Source organism: Variovorax sp. 01N425 (assembly GCF_056399465.1).
In genome coordinates this window covers 114931-129802 of the sequence record NZ_JBFTRJ010000010.1, presented here as the reverse complement: position 1 = coordinate 129802, position 14872 = coordinate 114931, and the positions used below count along the sequence as shown (strand labels likewise).

Sequence of the window (14872 nt, the reverse complement as noted above, 5' to 3'; positions counted from 1 at the left end):
CCGTAAGAAGAAAGAGGCCGGTAAATAATGGTGCGGTGAACCATGATCGCGAAATTGTAGGCGGCGGCCCCTCCGGCCCCGCACCCGATCCCGGACCGCCGGGCCTGGACCCGATGCCCAGGCCGCTGCGCGACCCGCAGCCCATGCTCGAACAGGCCATTGCCGACTGGGGCGGGCGCGACGACCTGTGGCTCTTCGGCTACGGCTCGCTGATCTGGCGGCCCGAGTTCGATTTTGCGGAGCGCCGCCCGGCCTCGGTGCACGGCTGGCATCGCGCGCTCAAGATGTGGAGCCGCATCAACCGCGGCAGCGTGCAGACGCCCGGCCTCGTCTTCGGCCTGCTGTCGGGCGGCAGCTGCCGCGGCATGGTGTTCCGCGTGCCGTCGGCCCACGGGCTCGACACGCTGCGCAGGCTCTGGCTGCGCGAAATGCCCACCGGCGTGTACGACCCGCGGTGGCTCAAGTGCAACACGCCCGAAGGCCCGGTGCGCGCGCTGGCCTTCACGCTCTCCAGGCGCAGCCCCAACTTCACCGGCGAGCTCAGCGACGAGCGCTACCGCCACATCTTCACGCATGCCGTGGGCCGCTACGGCAGCTCGCTCGACTACGCGCGCCAGACCCTGCTGGAGCTGCGCCGCCATTCGATCCACGATGCGGCGCTGGCGCGGCTGGTCGCGCTGGCGCACGAGCGGCAGGAGGAACAGGAGCGCCAGGCACAGGCCGCGGCGGCGGCCGATTGCGGGACGCCACAGCCTCCGGTATATGTTCCAGGGTCTCCGGACAAAAATTCTTCGTCCCCCCTTCCCCAACAATCCTCCGGACCGTCCAAGGAAAATCCATGAACCATCGCCTTCTCGCCGCCACCGGCACCGCCCTTCTCGCCAGCGCCCTGCTTTCGGCCTGCGGCAGCATGATGGGCGGCAAGCCGAGCGCGGCTGCCGAACTGATGCCCACCGCCGCGATCTCGCCCAACCCCACGCGGGGCACGGTGATCTTCACCGCGCTGGACCATGGCGTGCGCGTGGCCGGCGAGGTGCGCGGCCTGGCGCCGGGCAGCGAGCACGGTTTCCACATCCACGAAAAGGGCGACTGCGGCGACAACGGCAACGCCTCGGGCGGCCACTTCAATCCCGCCGGCGGCACGCACGGCAAGTTCAGCGCGCCGGGCAGCCATGCCGGCGAACTGCCGAGCCTGGTGGCCGACGGCAGCGGCGTGGCCCGCTTCAGCGTCGACGTCCACTCGATCTCGCTGACCGAAGGCACTGCCAACAACGTGGTGGGCCGCGCGCTCGTGGTGCACCGCGACCGCGACGACTTCACCACCCAGCCGGCCGGCAACTCCGGCCCGCGCACCGCCTGCGCGGTGATCGCGCGGCGCTAGCCCGGGAAGCGCGCGAGCCAGAGCGCCTCGGCAGCGGCCAGGGCCTCGGGCGTGTCGATGTCGGTCACGATGCCGACGTCGTCCACCACGAGCTCGGCCACCGCATCGATGGCGCGCATCGCCTTCAGGATGGAGGATGCGCCCAGCGGTCCCTGGAGCGCCGCGAGCTGCGCGCCGCAGCCGGCCGAGAAGCCCACCGGATGGCCGCGCTCGCCCCTGTATTGCGGCTGCACCGCGCGCGCCCGGCCGGCCAGCGCGCCGGCCACGGCCCGCAGCGTCTCGGGGCGCACCAGCGGCAGGTCGCCCGGAAGAATGAGCCAGCCGGCGGCATCCGGCGTGGCGCGCACCGCGGCGGCAATCGAGTCGCCCATGCCCGGGTGGCCCGCGTCTTCGAGCCGCCACGGCAGGCCGCTCGCGCGCACCGCGTCCAGCGTGCGTTCGAGCAGCGGCTTGCCCGCCAGCAGCGCCTGCAGCTTGGGGCCCGTGCCGCCGGCCGCGATGAAGCGCTCGCCGCGGCCCGAGGCCAGCACGATCACGCACGGGGAATTCGCCTTTGTCGCCATGCGCCGAGTATGTGCGCGGAATGCCCCGCGGTGCCTTGCGGCGGCGGCGCATGCGCAACAATGCCGGCATGAGTTCTTCCTCTTCCCCTCCCACCAGCGAAGCGCTGGCCGCGCTGCGCAAGAGCTACGAGCGCGCCGAACTCGGCGAAACCCACAGCGCCGACGATCCGCTCAGGCAGTTCGAGCGCTGGCTCGGCGAAGCCATCGACGCGCAGGTGCCCGAGCCCAACGCGATGACGCTGTGCACCGTGGGCGGCGACCTGCGGCCCTCGAGCCGCATCGTGCTCATCAAGGGCTATGACGCGCGCGGCATCGTCTGGTACACCAACTACGAAAGCCGCAAGGGCCGCGAGCTTTCGGGCAACCCGTACGCGGCCCTGCAGTTCCACTGGGTCGAGCTCGAACGCGTGGTGCGCATCGAGGGCCGGGTGGAAAAGGCGAGCGCGCAGGAGAGCGACGCCTACTTTGCGAGCCGCCCGCTCGATTCGCGCATCGGCGCCTGGGCCAGCCCGCAGAGCGAGGTGATCAGCGGCCGCGACGTGCTGGTCAAGAACGCGGCCGTGGCCGCCGCCAGGCACCTGCTGTCGCCGCCGCGCCCGCCGCACTGGGGCGGCTACCGCCTGGTGCCGGACCGCTGGGAATTCTGGCAGGGCCGCAAGAGCCGCCTGCACGACCGGCTGCGCTACCGGCTCGAAGGCGCCGACTGGGTGCGCGAGCGGCTGGCGCCCTGAGCCTGGTCAAGCCTCGCAGGGCGCGACCTTGAACTCGACGCGCCGGTCGAGCGCATCGCTGGCGTCGTCGGCACCCGTGCCCACGATGTTCTCGCGGAACCCCATGCCGGACTCGCGCAGCTTCTTCGACAGCGGCGGCGCCTCGCCCACCAGCCGGGTCTTCACGCTGAGCGCGCGCTGCAGCGACAGGCGCTCGTTGACCGACTCCGAGCCGGTGCGGCTCGTGTGGCCGGTGACCACCACGCAGGAATCGATCTGCGCCGCCTGGCGCGCGATCTGCCGCAGCCACATCGGATAGGCGGCGCTGATCTTCGGGTCGGCCAGGAAATCGGTCGAGCCGGGCTTGAACAGGAACTTCACGCTCAGGTTGTTGGTTTCGAGCCCGAGCCGCGCCAGGGTGCCGAAGGTCTTCTCCGCATCGGCCGTCCGGCCGAGGCTGGCCTGCGTGAGATACAGGCCGCTGTAGATGCGCAGCTGCTGGCCGTCGGGCCGGCGCGACGCGGCCTCGTAGCGGCTGAGCGCCTCGCTCATGCGGCCGGCCTCGTAGGCGGCGGTGGCTTCCTGCAGCACGGTCGACGTGGGCAGGCGCTCCAGGTAGAGCGCATCGGCAGCTTGCCCGGGCTGCGTCTCGGCGGTGCGGATGTAGCCTTCCACGCCGCGGTCCTTGCCGTTCACCGGGCTGTCGCGGAAGAAGGCCGTGGGGCGCGTGTCGAGCGTTGCATCGCTGATGCGCGCCACCGATTGCGCAATGACCATGCCGCTCTTGATCTCGGTCAGCGCCAGGTTCAGCCGGTAGCGGCCATCGGCCGAATCCTTGTCGCGCACCAGCGTGCCGTTGAGCACGTACTGCGCGCGCTCGATCTCGGCGTTGTTGAAGGGCGTGACGGTGAACTGCCTGAATTGCGACTGCATGCGCTGCACGATGCGCTGCTCGGCCACGCGCGTGACCTCGGTCTGCTGGCCGCTCGCGCCCTCGAGCAGCGGGTCGATCACGATGCGGCTCTGCTTGATCGACGACTCCACCTTGGCCAGGAAGGCCGGCAGCTTCTGCGTCTGCACGATCAGGTCGTCCACCGCCTGGTTGACGGCCTGCTCGAAAGGCATGGCATTGCCCGGCGCCGGCCGGTGCGCGCAGGCGGCGCACAGCAGCGCGGCGCACGACAGCGCGAGCGCGCGCAGGGCCGTGCGGATCGGTTGGGTGGTCTTCGTCATCAGCATTGGCTCCTCAGGATCTTCATGTCTTCGTCCGACAGCGGCTCCCCCACCGCTGCGCGCATGTTGATTTCGCTGCAGCGCCTGGAGGGCGGCGGCCTTTTCGGGGCCGGGGCCTTCTCCGCTTCCGCCGTCGGCGGCGCAGCCACGGCAACCGCCTGCGGCTTCGGCCTGGCGCTCGGCTTCGGAGCCGGGGCAGGCTTCGGCTCCACCGGGCTGGCCGCAGCCGGCGCCGGCTCGCGCGGCACGGCGGCTGAAAGGCAGGGCGTCCGGCACGGCTTCGTATCGGCGGCCGCCGGCATGGCGCCGCCGCACAGCGCGATCACCATCGCAATCGGCGCCATGGCGGAAAACGGCGAAGACCGCGGCGGGTAAATCATCAGCGGGCAAATGTAGAGCGAGAGGCGCCGCTCGCCATCTCGCCAAATGGCCACCCTGCCGAATGGCATAGGGCCCGTCAACGCTATGAGAGTCTCAAGGCAGCCACTGCACCAGCGTCATGACCAGGGTCAGCGTCGCGAGCGCGAGCACCGTCGACACCGCGACGCTGGCCGTGACCAGGTCTTCCGATGTGCGGTAGCGCTGCGAAAAGAGAAAGACGTTGGCGCCGATCGGCAGCGCCGCCGCCACCACCATCACGGTGAGCGGTATGCCGCGCACGCCCAGCAGCCAGCCGATGCCGGCCACCAGCAGCGGATGCAGCAGGTTCTTCACCAGCGCCTGCACCGTCGCTTCGCGCCAGTGCCGCCCGACGGGCGTCAGCGCGAGCGTGATGCCCACCATCACCAGCGCCACCGGACCGAAGGCCTGGCCGAGCAGCTGGATCGGCTTGTCGAGGAAATCGGGCATCGCAAGCCCGGTCTGCGCGAACAGCAGCCCCGCGATGATCGGCATCGGCACCGGGTGGATGATGGCGTTGCGCAGTGCGCGCAGCACGGTGCGCGCCATGGGGCGCTTCTCGTGCCCGTCCCGCTGCGCATGCTCCCGCGCCACCGCCAGTTCGAGCACGACCGTGGCGCTGGTCAGGAGCACCAGCGAGTGCAGCGAGATCAGCGTGAGCAGCACCACCATGCCCTGCTCGCCATAGGCCAGGCCGACCAGCACGATGCCGATCATCACCGTGTTGCTGTAGGTGTTGGCCAGCGCAATGACGGCCGCCGTGCGGTTGAAGCCGCGCAGCGCCAGCGTGCCCGCGAACAGCAGGCCCGAGGCGATGAAATACGCCGCCACGGGCTTCAGGCTCAGCTCCTGCACGTGCACCGTGCTCATCGCGCGGAAAAGCAGCGCCGGCGCAAGCAGCAGGAAGATCAGGTTGGAAAGGTCCTTGACGGCGGTTCCGCCGATCCAGCGGCGCCGGCCGGCCAGGTAGCCTGCCGCGATCAGGACGACGACCGGCAGCAGCGAAGAAATGACGAACGAATTCACCCGCCGAGGATAGCCTCTTGCCTGCAGGCAACGCCGGCGGGTTCGTTCAGAAGGTCACGCGCAGGCCGACCTTCAGCGAGCGCCCCGGCAGCGGCGCGTTGGGGTACACCGTCGTCGTCAGGATCGAGGTCGGGCTGTAGGCCAGCTTGTTCGTGATGTTGTCGATGCGCGCATACCAGGTGAGGTTGGCGCGTTGCACCTTCATGCGGTAGGCGATCGAGGCATTCCAGAGCGTGTAGGCATCGGTCTCGCGCGCGCCGACGCTCGGCACGTGGCGCTGCGCGGCGTTGTAGTCGAAGCCGAAGCGTGCGCTCCAGGGGCCGTTGCCGTAGGCCAGCGTCGCGCCCGCACGGAACGGCGCGATGCGCGGCAGCGGCTCGCCGGTGTCGAGGTTCTTGGTGCGCACCACGTCGCCGCGCCATTCGAGGTCCAGCGTCGCGGCATCGGCCAGCCGCCCGAAACCGTCGGTGCCCAGGAGGCGCAGGTTGCCGCTCGCCTCGATGCCGGTGAAGCGCGCGCGCACGCCGCTGTAGAGGTACTCGGCCAGCGTGTCGGTGGCTTCGGGGTCGGTCACCACCTGGCCTTCTTCGTCGAGCGTGCGGCCCGATGCCGTCAGGCCGATGTAGTTGCGAAAGCGCGTGACGTAGGCGTTGACGCGGGCCGTGTTGGCGCCCGACTTCCATTGCGCGCCAAGGTCGAAGCCGACCGACTTTTCCTTGTCGAGGTCCGGGTTGCCGACCTCCCAGGCCGCCGTTGCCACGTGCGGGCCGTTGGCGAGCAGTTCGTAGTCCTTCGGTGCGCGCTCGGTGTAGGCCAGGTTCGAGGTGAGCTGCCACTGCGGCGCCAGGTTGACCAGCGCGCCCACGGCCGCGCTGTGCGGATTGAAGCTGCGTTCGCCAATGGCAAAGCGCGTCACGGTCGGATCGTCGGGATAGCCGAGCGACCTGACGCGGACCTTCTCGGTGCGCGCGCCAAAGCTCAGCCGGCCCCACGACGTGCCGAGTTCCTCGTACAGGAACAGCGCATTCGAGCGCGTGCGGCTGTGCGGCGCAAAGGCTTCCGCGCCGTCCGCGGCAAAGCGGTTGCTCTCGCTGCTGAAACCGACCAGGCCCTCGAAGTTGCCGATCTTCTGGTGGCGCGCCTCGATGCGCAGGTCGTTGCTCAGGTTCGAGAAGGTGGTGCCGGCCTCGCGGCCTTCGTACTCGGTGTGGCGGTAGTTGGTGTGGCTGGCCTTGGCGTGGATGCTGCTGATGAAGCCGCCCGGGCGCCACTCGCCTTCGATGGCCTGGCGGTCGGACTTCATGCCGATGGTCACGTCGTCCTCGGCCACGGTGCCGTAGGTGCTGCGGTAGGTGCTGGCCGAGGCGCCGATCCAGCCCTGGTCGAAGAACAGCGTGCCGCCCACCGCGCCGCCATGCGCCTCGTTGGCCGAATTGCAGATCTTGCGCGCGAGCCAGGGCCGGCCGGGCTTGCTGCATTCCAGGTCGATGGGCACCGAGACATCCTTGGAGTCGCGGTTGAACGCATCGACGTGCAGCGCGAAGCGGTCGTTGCCGCCTTCGAGCACCACGCCGCCGTTCTTTTCCTTGTTGCCGGTGGAAAAGCCCAGGTCGGCACGGCCGCCGAAGCCGTTGATCGGCTCGCTCGGAATGCGGTTGTCGATCACGTTGACCACGCCGCCCACCGCGCTGCCGCCGTACTGCAGCGCCGACGGGCCGCGCAGCACCTCGACGCGCTCGGTGACCAGCGCGTCCATCGGCACCGCATGGTCGTAGCTCAGCGACGAGGCGTCGGGCGCGCCGCCGCCGTTCTGCAGGATGCGGATGCGGTCGCCGTCCAGGCCGCGGATGATCGGCCGGCTGGCATTGGGGCCGAAGTAGCTGCTGCTCACGCCGGGCAGGTTGTCGAGCGTTTGGCCGAGCGTCGATTCGGAGCGCATCAGGAGCCTGTCGCCCGAGAGCGTGGTGGTGGGTGCGATCAGTTCGCTCGCGCCCAGCGGATTGCCGGTGACGGCGATCTCCGGCAGGGCCGGCGGGGCCGCTTCGGCGGGCTGCGCCTGGAGCGCGGGTTGAGGCTGGGCCTGGGCCATGGCCGCGAAGGAGGCCAGCGAAAGAACGGCAGCGCCGATGGCGTTGCGACGGAAATTGGGAATCATGATGAACACTCGTTGAACCAAGGGGCGATCGCCAGCATCCGCAAGGCGCGGATGCAGCAACCGGAACACAGGGGGATTCAGCGAGTGGAAGGCGGGCCGCGCGCGTCGAACAGTGCAACCCAGCGGGCGATGGCCTCGCCCTGCAGGTAGGCAAAGGTGGCCGAGGGCAGCAGCACCGGCAGCACCACCATCGGCACGCCGGGTGCGCCCGCACCATGCGAGAGTTGGTCGTAGAGCCGGCATTCGGCGTCGGAGTGGTCGCCGAACAGGTCGCCGATGCCGTGGGCGTGCGCCGCATGCTCATGCGCGCCCGTCGGGTGCGCCGCCAAAGCGGCCGCGTGGACCTGCGCCAGCCCGGGCACGTGCAGCGTCCGGTGCACCAGCCCCAGCGTGCCCGCGAACCACAGCGCCACCATCAGCGCGACGGCGATCGCGCGGGTCGACAGGATCGACCGGGTCTGGATGGGGCTGGCGAGGTGCACGGGAAGCAGGGCTGCGAAAAGGATGCTCAGGCCTTGACGCGCGATGCGAAGGTCTTCTGGAACTTCTCGACCTTGGGCCCGACCACGAAGGCGCAGTAGCCCTGGTTCGGGTTGTTGAGGAAATAGTCCTGGTGGTAGGCCTCGGCCGCCGAATAGTTGGCAAGCGGCGCCACCTCGGTCACGATGGGCGCGCTGTAGGTCTTGCTTGCCTCGATCTCGCGGATGACCTCTTCGGCCACCTGCTTTTGCGCATCACTCGTGTAGTAGATGCCGCTGCGGTACTGCGTGCCCACATCGTTGCCCTGGCGGTTCAGGCTCGTGGGGTCGTGCACCACGAAGAAGATCTCGAGAATCTCGCGCAGGCTGATGGCCGCGGGGTCGAATTCCACCTTCACCACCTCCGCATGGCCGGTGCGGCCGGTGCAGACCTGCTCGTAGCTCGGGTTGACGACCTGGCCGTTGCAATAGCCCGATTCGACGTCCACCACGCCCTGCACGCGGTCGAACACCGCCTCGGTGCACCAGAAGCAGCCTCCGCCGAGCACGATGGTTTCAGTGGGCGACGATGAAGAGGACATGGCTGCTCCGGCAGGTGGGGAAAAAGCGAACCCGATATTGTCGCGGCTTGACGGGCCGGATGCTGGTCACTACATTACTAACCCGCGAGTCATTAAAATCATGCCGACCCCCCGATTCTTTGCCGACAAGATCTGCCCGGTGCGCGCCAAGCGCGAGCGCCGCAAGGAGGCGCGTCCGGGCGAACTGCTGGCGGCGGCGCTCGACCTGTTCGTCGAAAAAGGCTTTGCCGCCACCCGTGCCGAGGAAGTGGCGGCGCGCGCGGGCGTCTCCAAGGGCACCCTCTTTCTTTACTTCCCGAGCAAGGAAGAGCTCTTCAAGGCCGTGGTGGTCGAGAACCTCGGCGGCCGGTTCGCCGAGTGGAACGACGAGTTCGAGGCCTTCGAGGGCACCACGGCCGACATGCTGCGCTACTGCATGCGCGTCTGGTGGGAGCGCGTGGGCATGACCAAGGCCTCGGGCCTGACCAAGCTCATGATGAGCGAAGGCGCCAATTTTCCCGAGCTGGCCGAGTTCTACCGCAAGGAGGTGGTGCGCCCGGGCCATGCGCTGCTGCGGCGCATCCTGCAGCGCGGCATCGACCGTGGCGAATTCGCGCCGGTCGACATCGACCACGCGATCTACGCGGTGGTGGCGCCCATGATCTTCCTGATGCTGTGGAAGCATTCGGCCATGGTCTGCGTCGACGCGGACACCTCGCTCGACCCCGAAAAATACCTCGCCACGCAGGCCGAGACCGTGCTTTACGGCCTCACCCGGCAGCCCGGAGCCGCCGCATGACGCGCAAATGCATCGCCGGCCAGCCGCGCGCCCACGCCGCGCAACCTAAAATTGAAGGTTTGTCCTGAGCCCCACAAGGAAAAGCCTCCCATGAACCCCACCCCCACCCTCGAGCGCCTGCGCTTCAACATGATCGAACAGCAGATCCGGCCCTGGGACGTGCTCGATCTGGAAATCCTCGACCTGCTGGCCGCCATCCGGCGCGAAGACTACGTGCCGCCCGCCCACCGCGCGCTGGCCTTCTTCGACATGGAACTCCCGCTGGGCGACGGTTCCGTTCCCGGCCAGGTGATGCTTTCGCCCAAGGTCGAGGCGCGCATGCTGCAGGACCTGCACGTGCAAAAGCACGAGTCGGTGCTCGAGATCGGAACCGGATCGGGCTTCATGGCCGCCCTGCTCGCCCATCGCGCGGCCCAGGTGCTGTCCCTCGAGATCGATCCCGCGCTGGCCGCCCGCGCCGCCGAGACGCTGCGCCAGAACGGCGTGGCCAATGTCGAGGTGCGCAATGCCGATGGCGCGGTGCCGCTGCCGAGCGGCCCGAGCTTCGACGTGATCGTGCTCAGCGGCTCGGTGGCGCGCATTCCGCAGAACCTGCTCGGCTCGCTCAAGGTGGGCGGCCGCCTCGCCGCCATCGTGGGCGAGGAGCCGATGATGCGCGCCCACTTCGTCACCCGCAGCAGCGAAAGCAAGTGGGACACCATCCAGCCCTGGGACACGGTGGCGCCGCGGCTGCTCAATTTCCCCGAGCCCTCGCGCTTCTCGTTCTGAACGGCGGCTTCGAATGATCGACCAAGTCCGCCCCGCCGATCTTGCCGCCTGGTTTGCGCAGCATCCCGAGGCGCCGCCCGTGCTGCTCGACGTGCGCGAGCCCTGGGAGCTGCAGACGGCCAGCGTTGCGCCGCAGGGCTTCACGCTCGTGGCCATCCCGATGAACGAGATTCCGGCGCGGCTTGCCGAACTCGACGAGGGCCAGCGCATCGCGTGCCTCTGCCACCACGGTGCGCGCAGCCAGCGCGTGGCGGCCTTCCTGAGCCAGAACGGCTTTGCCGAACTCGCCAACGTGGCCGGCGGCATCGACGCCTGGTCGGCACAGCACGACCCCTCCGTGCCGCGCTACTGATTCTTTCTTCAAGGACGTTCAATGCCTTTCAGGCCCAGGCTTTTGCCTCTATCCGCAGCGCTCGCAAGTCTCTTTGCCACCCTGCTCGCACTGCCGGCCCAAGGCCAGACACTGAACGAACTCTACGAATCCGCACGCGGCTTCGACGCCACCTACCAGGGCGCGCGGGCCCAGTACGACGCGAGCGTGGCACGCGCCGCACAGGCCAAGGCCGGCATTCTTCCAGCCGTGGGGCTCACGGCGGGTGCCACGCGCAACAACCTGGACATCGACACCCTCACGGGGCCCGGCCGCGGAACGACCACGCCGCGCGACTTCACCACGCAGAACATCGGCATCAACGCCACGCAGCCGCTGTACCGGCCCGCCAACTGGGCCACCTACGAGCAGGGCAAGCGCCAGGCCGAGATCGCGCAGTCGGTGCTCACCATTGCCGAGCAGGACCTGATCGTGCGCGTGAGCCAGGCCTACTTCGACGTGCTCGCGAGCCAGGACAGTCTGACGCTGGTGCGCGCGCAGAAGGTGGCGGTGGCCGAGCAGCTCGCGTCGGCCAAGCGCAACTTCGAGGTCGGCACCTCCACCATCACCGACACGCGCGAGGCCCAGGCCCGCTATGACCTCGTCATTGCGCAGGAAATCGCCGCCGAGAACGACCTGCAGGTCAAGAAGGTGGTGCTCGACCAGCTGGTCGGCCGCCCGGGCAGCGTGCCGGTGCCGCTGGCGCAGCCGGTGGTGCTGCCGACCGCCACGCCGGCCAACATCGAAGCCTGGGTGGCCCAGGCCGAAGAGGCGCACCCGGCCATTCGCCAGGCGCAGCTCGGACTCGACGTGGCCGGCCTCGAAATCCGCAAGGCCGAAGCCGGCCACAAGCCCACGCTCGATGCCAACCTGGGCTACAACGTCACGCGCAATCCGCAGGGCACCAGCACCAGCACCGTGGGCACGCGCATCGATGCCGCCTCGGTCGGCGTGGTGTTCAACCTGCCGCTCTTCGCGGGCTTTGCCACCGAGAACCGCATCAAGGAAACGCTCGCGCTCGAGGAGCAGTCGCGCAGCGTGCTCGAAGGCACCCGCCGCAGCGTCGCGCAGGCCACGCGCGCGGCCTACCTCGGGCTGGTGTCCGGCGCGGGCCAGGTCAAGGCGCTCGAAGCGGCCGAGGCGTCGAGCCAGAGCGCACTCGACGCCAACCGGCTCGGCTACCAGGTGGGCGTGCGCATCAACATCGACGTGCTCAATTCGCAGAGCCAGCTCTACCAGACCAAGCGCGATCTCGCGCAGGCGCGCTACAACGTGCTGCTGGGCAACCTGAAGCTGCGCCAGGCCAACGGCACGCTGACGGTCGACGACATGAACGCGATCAACGCGACGCTGGCAAAGAACGGCAGCACGGCGGCAACGCCTGCGCCCGGCGAACGGCCGCAGGCCGCGCCTTCGGTGCCCGTGACACCGCCGCCCATTCCCGTGGTGCCGCCGGTGCCGGTGCAGCCGTTCAACCCGCCGGCACCGACGATGCCTTCGGCACCGCCGCCGCCGGTCATCCTGAACCCGCCGGTGCGCTGAGGAATCAACCCGCAGCTACTCGAGCGTGGGTTCCGCCCGCGCATCCTCGAGCGGCGCGGCTTCGGTCGGCACCGGATCGGCGGCCTGCGCAATGGCCAGCACCGCCGCTGCCGTGCGTTCGGCCGCGCCGCGGTTCGATGACGAGAAAGCCAGCGCGGCCTCGGCCATGGCGGCGCGCCGCTCGGGGTTCTCGACCAGCTTGAGCGCCGCGGTGACCGCCTGCTCCATGTTCTCGACGCGCAGCGAGGCACCGGCCGCCAGCGAAAGCTGCGCCGCTTCGGCAAAGTTGAAGGTCGAGGGCCCCATGACCACCGGGCAGCCGCAGGCGGCCGGCTCGATGAGGTTCTGCCCGCCCAGCGGTTCGAAGCTCCCGCCGAGCAGCGCGACGTCGGCCAGGCCGTAGTACAGCGCCATTTCGCCGAGCGAATCGCCCAGCCAGATCTCGGCATCGGACGGCTCGCCCGCGGCGCTGCGGCGCGCCACGGCAAAGCCCTCGGCCTCGATCAGCGCGGCCACTTCGTCGAAGCGCTGCGGATGGCGCGGCACGATCATCCACTGCACGTCGTGCACGCGCTTGGCAATGGAGCGGATGGCGCCCTGCTCTGGCGGCACAGGCGCCGTGGCGCCGAAGCGCCTGAGCACGTCGAGCAGCATGCGCTCCTCGCCGTCGCGCGAACTCGCGAGCACCACCATGGGCTTGGGCAGCCGCTCGCGCAGCGTCGCGGCCGCGGCCAGCTGGCGCGCGTCGGGCGAGGCGTCGAACTTGAGGTTGCCGTAGATGCCGGCCACCTTGGCGCCCAGCGACACCAGCCGGTGCGCGTCGGCCTCGGTCTGGGCCCACACGGCGGCCAGCGCCGAGTACGCGGGCCGCGCGAGCCAGCCGAGGCGTTCGGCCGCGGCCAGCGATTTCTCGTTGAGCCGCGCATTGGCCAGCACCAGCGGAATGCGGCGCTCGGCGCAGGCGGCGGCCATCTCGGGCCAGACCTCGGTTTCCATCAGCACGCCGATGCGCGGCTGGAAGCGGTCGAGAAAGCGCTGCACCGCGCCCGGCATGTCCCAGGGCTGCCAGACCTGCGTGTCGCCGGGTTCGAGCAGCTTGGCGCCCTCTTCGCGGCCGGTGGCGGTGCCGTGCGTGAGCAGGATCGGTATGCCCGGGTACTGCCTGCGCAGCTCCGCGATCAGGATGGCGGCCGCGCGCGTTTCGCCGAGCGAGACCGCATGCACCCAGCACTGGCCCTCGCCGGTGGTTGCATCGTCGTAGTGGCCGAAGCGCTCCTCCACGGCCACGCCGTAGCCGGGCTCGGCCTCGGCCCTGCGCCGCAGCTTGCGGCGAACCAGTGGTTGCACGGCGGTGGTGAAGGCGCCGTAGAGGCGCAGCAGCAGCGAACGCACGGTGCTCAGTGCGACGCTTCGGCCAGCGTCGCATCGGCCTTCACGGTCTTGAGGAGCGCGAGCATCTCGGCCTCGATGCGCTTGAGAGCCGCATCGGTCTGGCCTTCGAAGCGCAGCACCAGCACCGGCGTGGTGTTGGATGCGCGGATGAGCCCGAAGCCGTCGGGCCAGTCGACGCGCAGGCCGTCGATGGTCGAGACCACCGCGGGGGCCGCGAAGCTCGCGCGCGCGACGAGCTTGTCGACCACCGCATGCGGTTCGCCTTCGGCGCACTTCACGTTGAGCTCGGGTGTCGAGAAGCTCGTGGGCAGCGCGTTGAGCGTGTCGCTCGCATTGGGCGTCTTGCTCAGGATCTCGAGCAGGCGGCAGCCCGCATAGGTGCCGTCGTCGAAGCCGAACCAGCGCTCCTTGAAGAAGATGTGGCCGCTCATCTCGCCGCCCAGCGGCGAATCGATTTCCTTCATCCTGGCCTTGATCAGCGAATGGCCGGTCTTGAAGATCATCGGCTTGCCGCCCGCGGCCTCGATGGCCGGCGCCAGGCGCTGCGAGCACTTCACGTCGTACACGATGGTGCCGCCCGGCACGCGCGAGAGCACGTCCTGCGCAAAGAGCTGCATCTGGCGGTCGGGGAAGATGTTCTGGCCATCCTTGGTGACGATGCCCAGCCGGTCGCCGTCGCCGTCGAAGGCCAGGCCCAGTTCGGCGTCGCCCGAGGCCAGCGCGGCCATCAGGTCCTTGAGGTTCTCGGGCTTGCTCGGATCGGGGTGGTGGTTGGGAAAGTTGCCGTCGACCTCGCTGAACAGCTCGGTCACTTCGCAGCCGATGGCGCGGAAGATGGCCGGTGCCGAGGCGCCCGCAATGCCGTTGCCGGAATCGACCACGATCTTCAGCGGGCGGGCCAGCTGGATGTCGCCGACGATGCGCTTCGTGTAGGCGTCGGTCACGTCGACCTTGCGCACGCTGCCGCCGGGGGCGAGCCTGGCGCTGCCTTCTTCCATCACCTTGCGCAGGCCCTGGATCTCGTCGCCGTAGATGGCGCGTCCGGCCAGCACCATCTTGAAGCCGTTGTAGTCCTTGGGGTTGTGGCTGCCCGTGACCTGGATGCCGCTCGTGCACAGCGTGTGGGCCGCAAAGTAGAGCATCGGCGTGGTCACCGCGCCCACGTCGATCACCTCGATGCCGGTGGCCACCAGGCCGCTGATCAGTGCCTTGGCGAGCGCGGGCCCCGAGAGGCGGCCGTCGCGGCCCACGGCCACGGTCTTTTCACCGGCGGCGCGGGCGGCGCTGCCGAAGGCCCGGCCGAGCGCTTCCGCGACCTCGGCATCGAGCGTGACGGGCACCACGCCTCGGATGTCGTAGGCCTTGAAAATCGACGCACTGAGTTGCATGAAGAGGCATTCCCTGTAGGTTCTGGAGAACGGGCCATTGTAGGCAAGCGCCTGGGGGCCCACATGTCCGAAAACGGCCAGTTGAAACGAGTCGAAACCGTATCATT

16 protein-coding genes are annotated in these 14872 nt (G+C 69.3%); 8 read left to right on the top strand and 8 right to left on the bottom strand.

The window, feature by feature from the left end; genetic code table 11:
* Positions 1-35 precede the first annotated feature (35 nt).
* Both AC1DSC_RS19240 and AC1DSC_RS19235 read left to right on the top strand, forming a co-directional pair.
* Positions 36-842: a gamma-glutamylcyclotransferase gene (locus AC1DSC_RS19240; RefSeq protein ID WP_369663183.1), complete on the top strand. Its 807-nt coding sequence runs from the start codon at positions 36-38 to the stop codon at positions 840-842.
* Complete coding sequence (locus tag AC1DSC_RS19235) at positions 839-1381, top strand: superoxide dismutase family protein (protein WP_369663184.1); 543 nt, start codon at positions 839-841, stop codon at positions 1379-1381. The genes AC1DSC_RS19240 and AC1DSC_RS19235 overlap by 4 nt, the downstream gene beginning before the upstream one ends.
* On the opposite strand, the gene AC1DSC_RS19230 is transcribed toward AC1DSC_RS19235, so the two are convergent.
* A complete protein-coding gene (locus AC1DSC_RS19230; protein WP_369663185.1) occupies positions 1378-1944 on the bottom strand; it encodes a nucleotidyltransferase family protein in 567 nt (188 codons plus the stop codon). The two genes, AC1DSC_RS19235 and AC1DSC_RS19230, sit on opposite strands and share 4 nt — an antisense overlap.
* Before the next feature lie 50 nt (positions 1945-1994).
* Here AC1DSC_RS19230 and pdxH point away from each other — a divergent pair, with 50 nt between their 5' ends.
* Complete coding sequence (gene pdxH, locus AC1DSC_RS19225) at positions 1995-2675, top strand: pyridoxamine 5'-phosphate oxidase (RefSeq protein ID WP_015866491.1); 681 nt, start codon at positions 1995-1997, stop codon at positions 2673-2675.
* Positions 2676-2681: 6 nt separating this feature from the next.
* Here pdxH and AC1DSC_RS19220 read toward each other — a convergent pair whose 3' ends face one another.
* Positions 2682-3893 carry an OmpA family protein gene (locus tag AC1DSC_RS19220; RefSeq protein WP_041945537.1) on the bottom strand — a complete coding sequence of 404 codons (1212 nt, stop codon included), beginning with the start codon at positions 3891-3893 and terminating at the stop codon, positions 2682-2684.
* Between the two features lie 18 nt (positions 3894-3911).
* On the opposite strand from AC1DSC_RS19220, the gene AC1DSC_RS19215 reads away from it, so the two are divergent.
* Positions 3912-4262 carry a hypothetical protein gene (locus tag AC1DSC_RS19215; RefSeq protein WP_369663186.1) on the top strand — a complete coding sequence of 117 codons (351 nt, stop codon included), beginning with the start codon at positions 3912-3914 and terminating at the stop codon, positions 4260-4262.
* A gap of 99 nt (positions 4263-4361) precedes the next feature.
* Here the strand turns inward: AC1DSC_RS19215 and AC1DSC_RS19210 are convergent, their stop codons facing one another.
* From AC1DSC_RS19210 to msrA, 4 genes are all read right to left on the bottom strand, one after another.
* Positions 4362-5312, bottom strand: coding sequence for an AEC family transporter (locus AC1DSC_RS19210; RefSeq protein WP_018905503.1), 951 nt, complete (start codon positions 5310-5312; stop codon positions 4362-4364).
* Positions 5313-5358: 46 nt separating this feature from the next.
* A complete protein-coding gene (locus AC1DSC_RS19205) occupies positions 5359-7467 on the bottom strand; it encodes a TonB-dependent receptor (protein WP_369663187.1) in 2109 nt (702 codons plus the stop codon).
* Positions 7468-7544: 77 nt separating this feature from the next.
* Positions 7545-7949 carry a hypothetical protein gene (locus AC1DSC_RS19200; protein WP_369663188.1) on the bottom strand — a complete coding sequence of 135 codons (405 nt, stop codon included), beginning with the start codon at positions 7947-7949 and terminating at the stop codon, positions 7545-7547.
* A 26-nt stretch (positions 7950-7975) separates the two neighbouring features.
* Positions 7976-8527, bottom strand: coding sequence for a peptide-methionine (S)-S-oxide reductase MsrA (gene msrA / locus AC1DSC_RS19195; protein WP_027730074.1), 552 nt, complete (start codon positions 8525-8527; stop codon positions 7976-7978).
* Positions 8528-8627: 100 nt separating this feature from the next.
* On the opposite strand from msrA, the gene AC1DSC_RS19190 reads away from it, so the two are divergent.
* The 4 genes from AC1DSC_RS19190 to AC1DSC_RS19175 all read left to right on the top strand — a co-directional run bounded on the left by AC1DSC_RS19190 (position 8628) and on the right by AC1DSC_RS19175 (position 11985).
* Complete coding sequence (locus AC1DSC_RS19190; RefSeq protein ID WP_015866498.1) at positions 8628-9305, top strand: TetR/AcrR family transcriptional regulator; 678 nt, start codon at positions 8628-8630, stop codon at positions 9303-9305.
* A 90-nt stretch (positions 9306-9395) separates the two neighbouring features.
* Positions 9396-10073, top strand: coding sequence for a protein-L-isoaspartate O-methyltransferase family protein (locus AC1DSC_RS19185; protein ID WP_021008384.1), 678 nt, complete (start codon positions 9396-9398; stop codon positions 10071-10073).
* 13 nt (positions 10074-10086) lie between these two features.
* The gene (locus tag AC1DSC_RS19180; protein WP_015866500.1) at positions 10087-10425 is read left to right on the top strand and encodes a rhodanese-like domain-containing protein; all 339 of its coding nucleotides are present in this window, start codon (positions 10087-10089) and stop codon (positions 10423-10425) included.
* 21 nt (positions 10426-10446) lie between these two features.
* Positions 10447-11985 (top strand): TolC family outer membrane protein, encoded by a 1539-nt coding sequence (locus AC1DSC_RS19175; RefSeq protein ID WP_369663189.1) that lies wholly within the window; start codon positions 10447-10449, stop codon positions 11983-11985.
* A gap of 15 nt (positions 11986-12000) precedes the next feature.
* On the opposite strand, the gene AC1DSC_RS19170 is transcribed toward AC1DSC_RS19175, so the two are convergent.
* Both AC1DSC_RS19170 and AC1DSC_RS19165 read right to left on the bottom strand, forming a co-directional pair.
* On the bottom strand, positions 12001-13377 hold the full coding sequence (locus tag AC1DSC_RS19170) for a 3-deoxy-D-manno-octulosonic acid transferase (protein WP_278876723.1): 1377 nt from the start codon (positions 13375-13377) through the stop codon (positions 12001-12003).
* Between the two features lie 5 nt (positions 13378-13382).
* Positions 13383-14765 carry a phosphomannomutase/phosphoglucomutase gene (locus AC1DSC_RS19165; RefSeq protein WP_369663190.1) on the bottom strand — a complete coding sequence of 461 codons (1383 nt, stop codon included), beginning with the start codon at positions 14763-14765 and terminating at the stop codon, positions 13383-13385.
* Positions 14766-14872 lie beyond the last annotated feature (107 nt).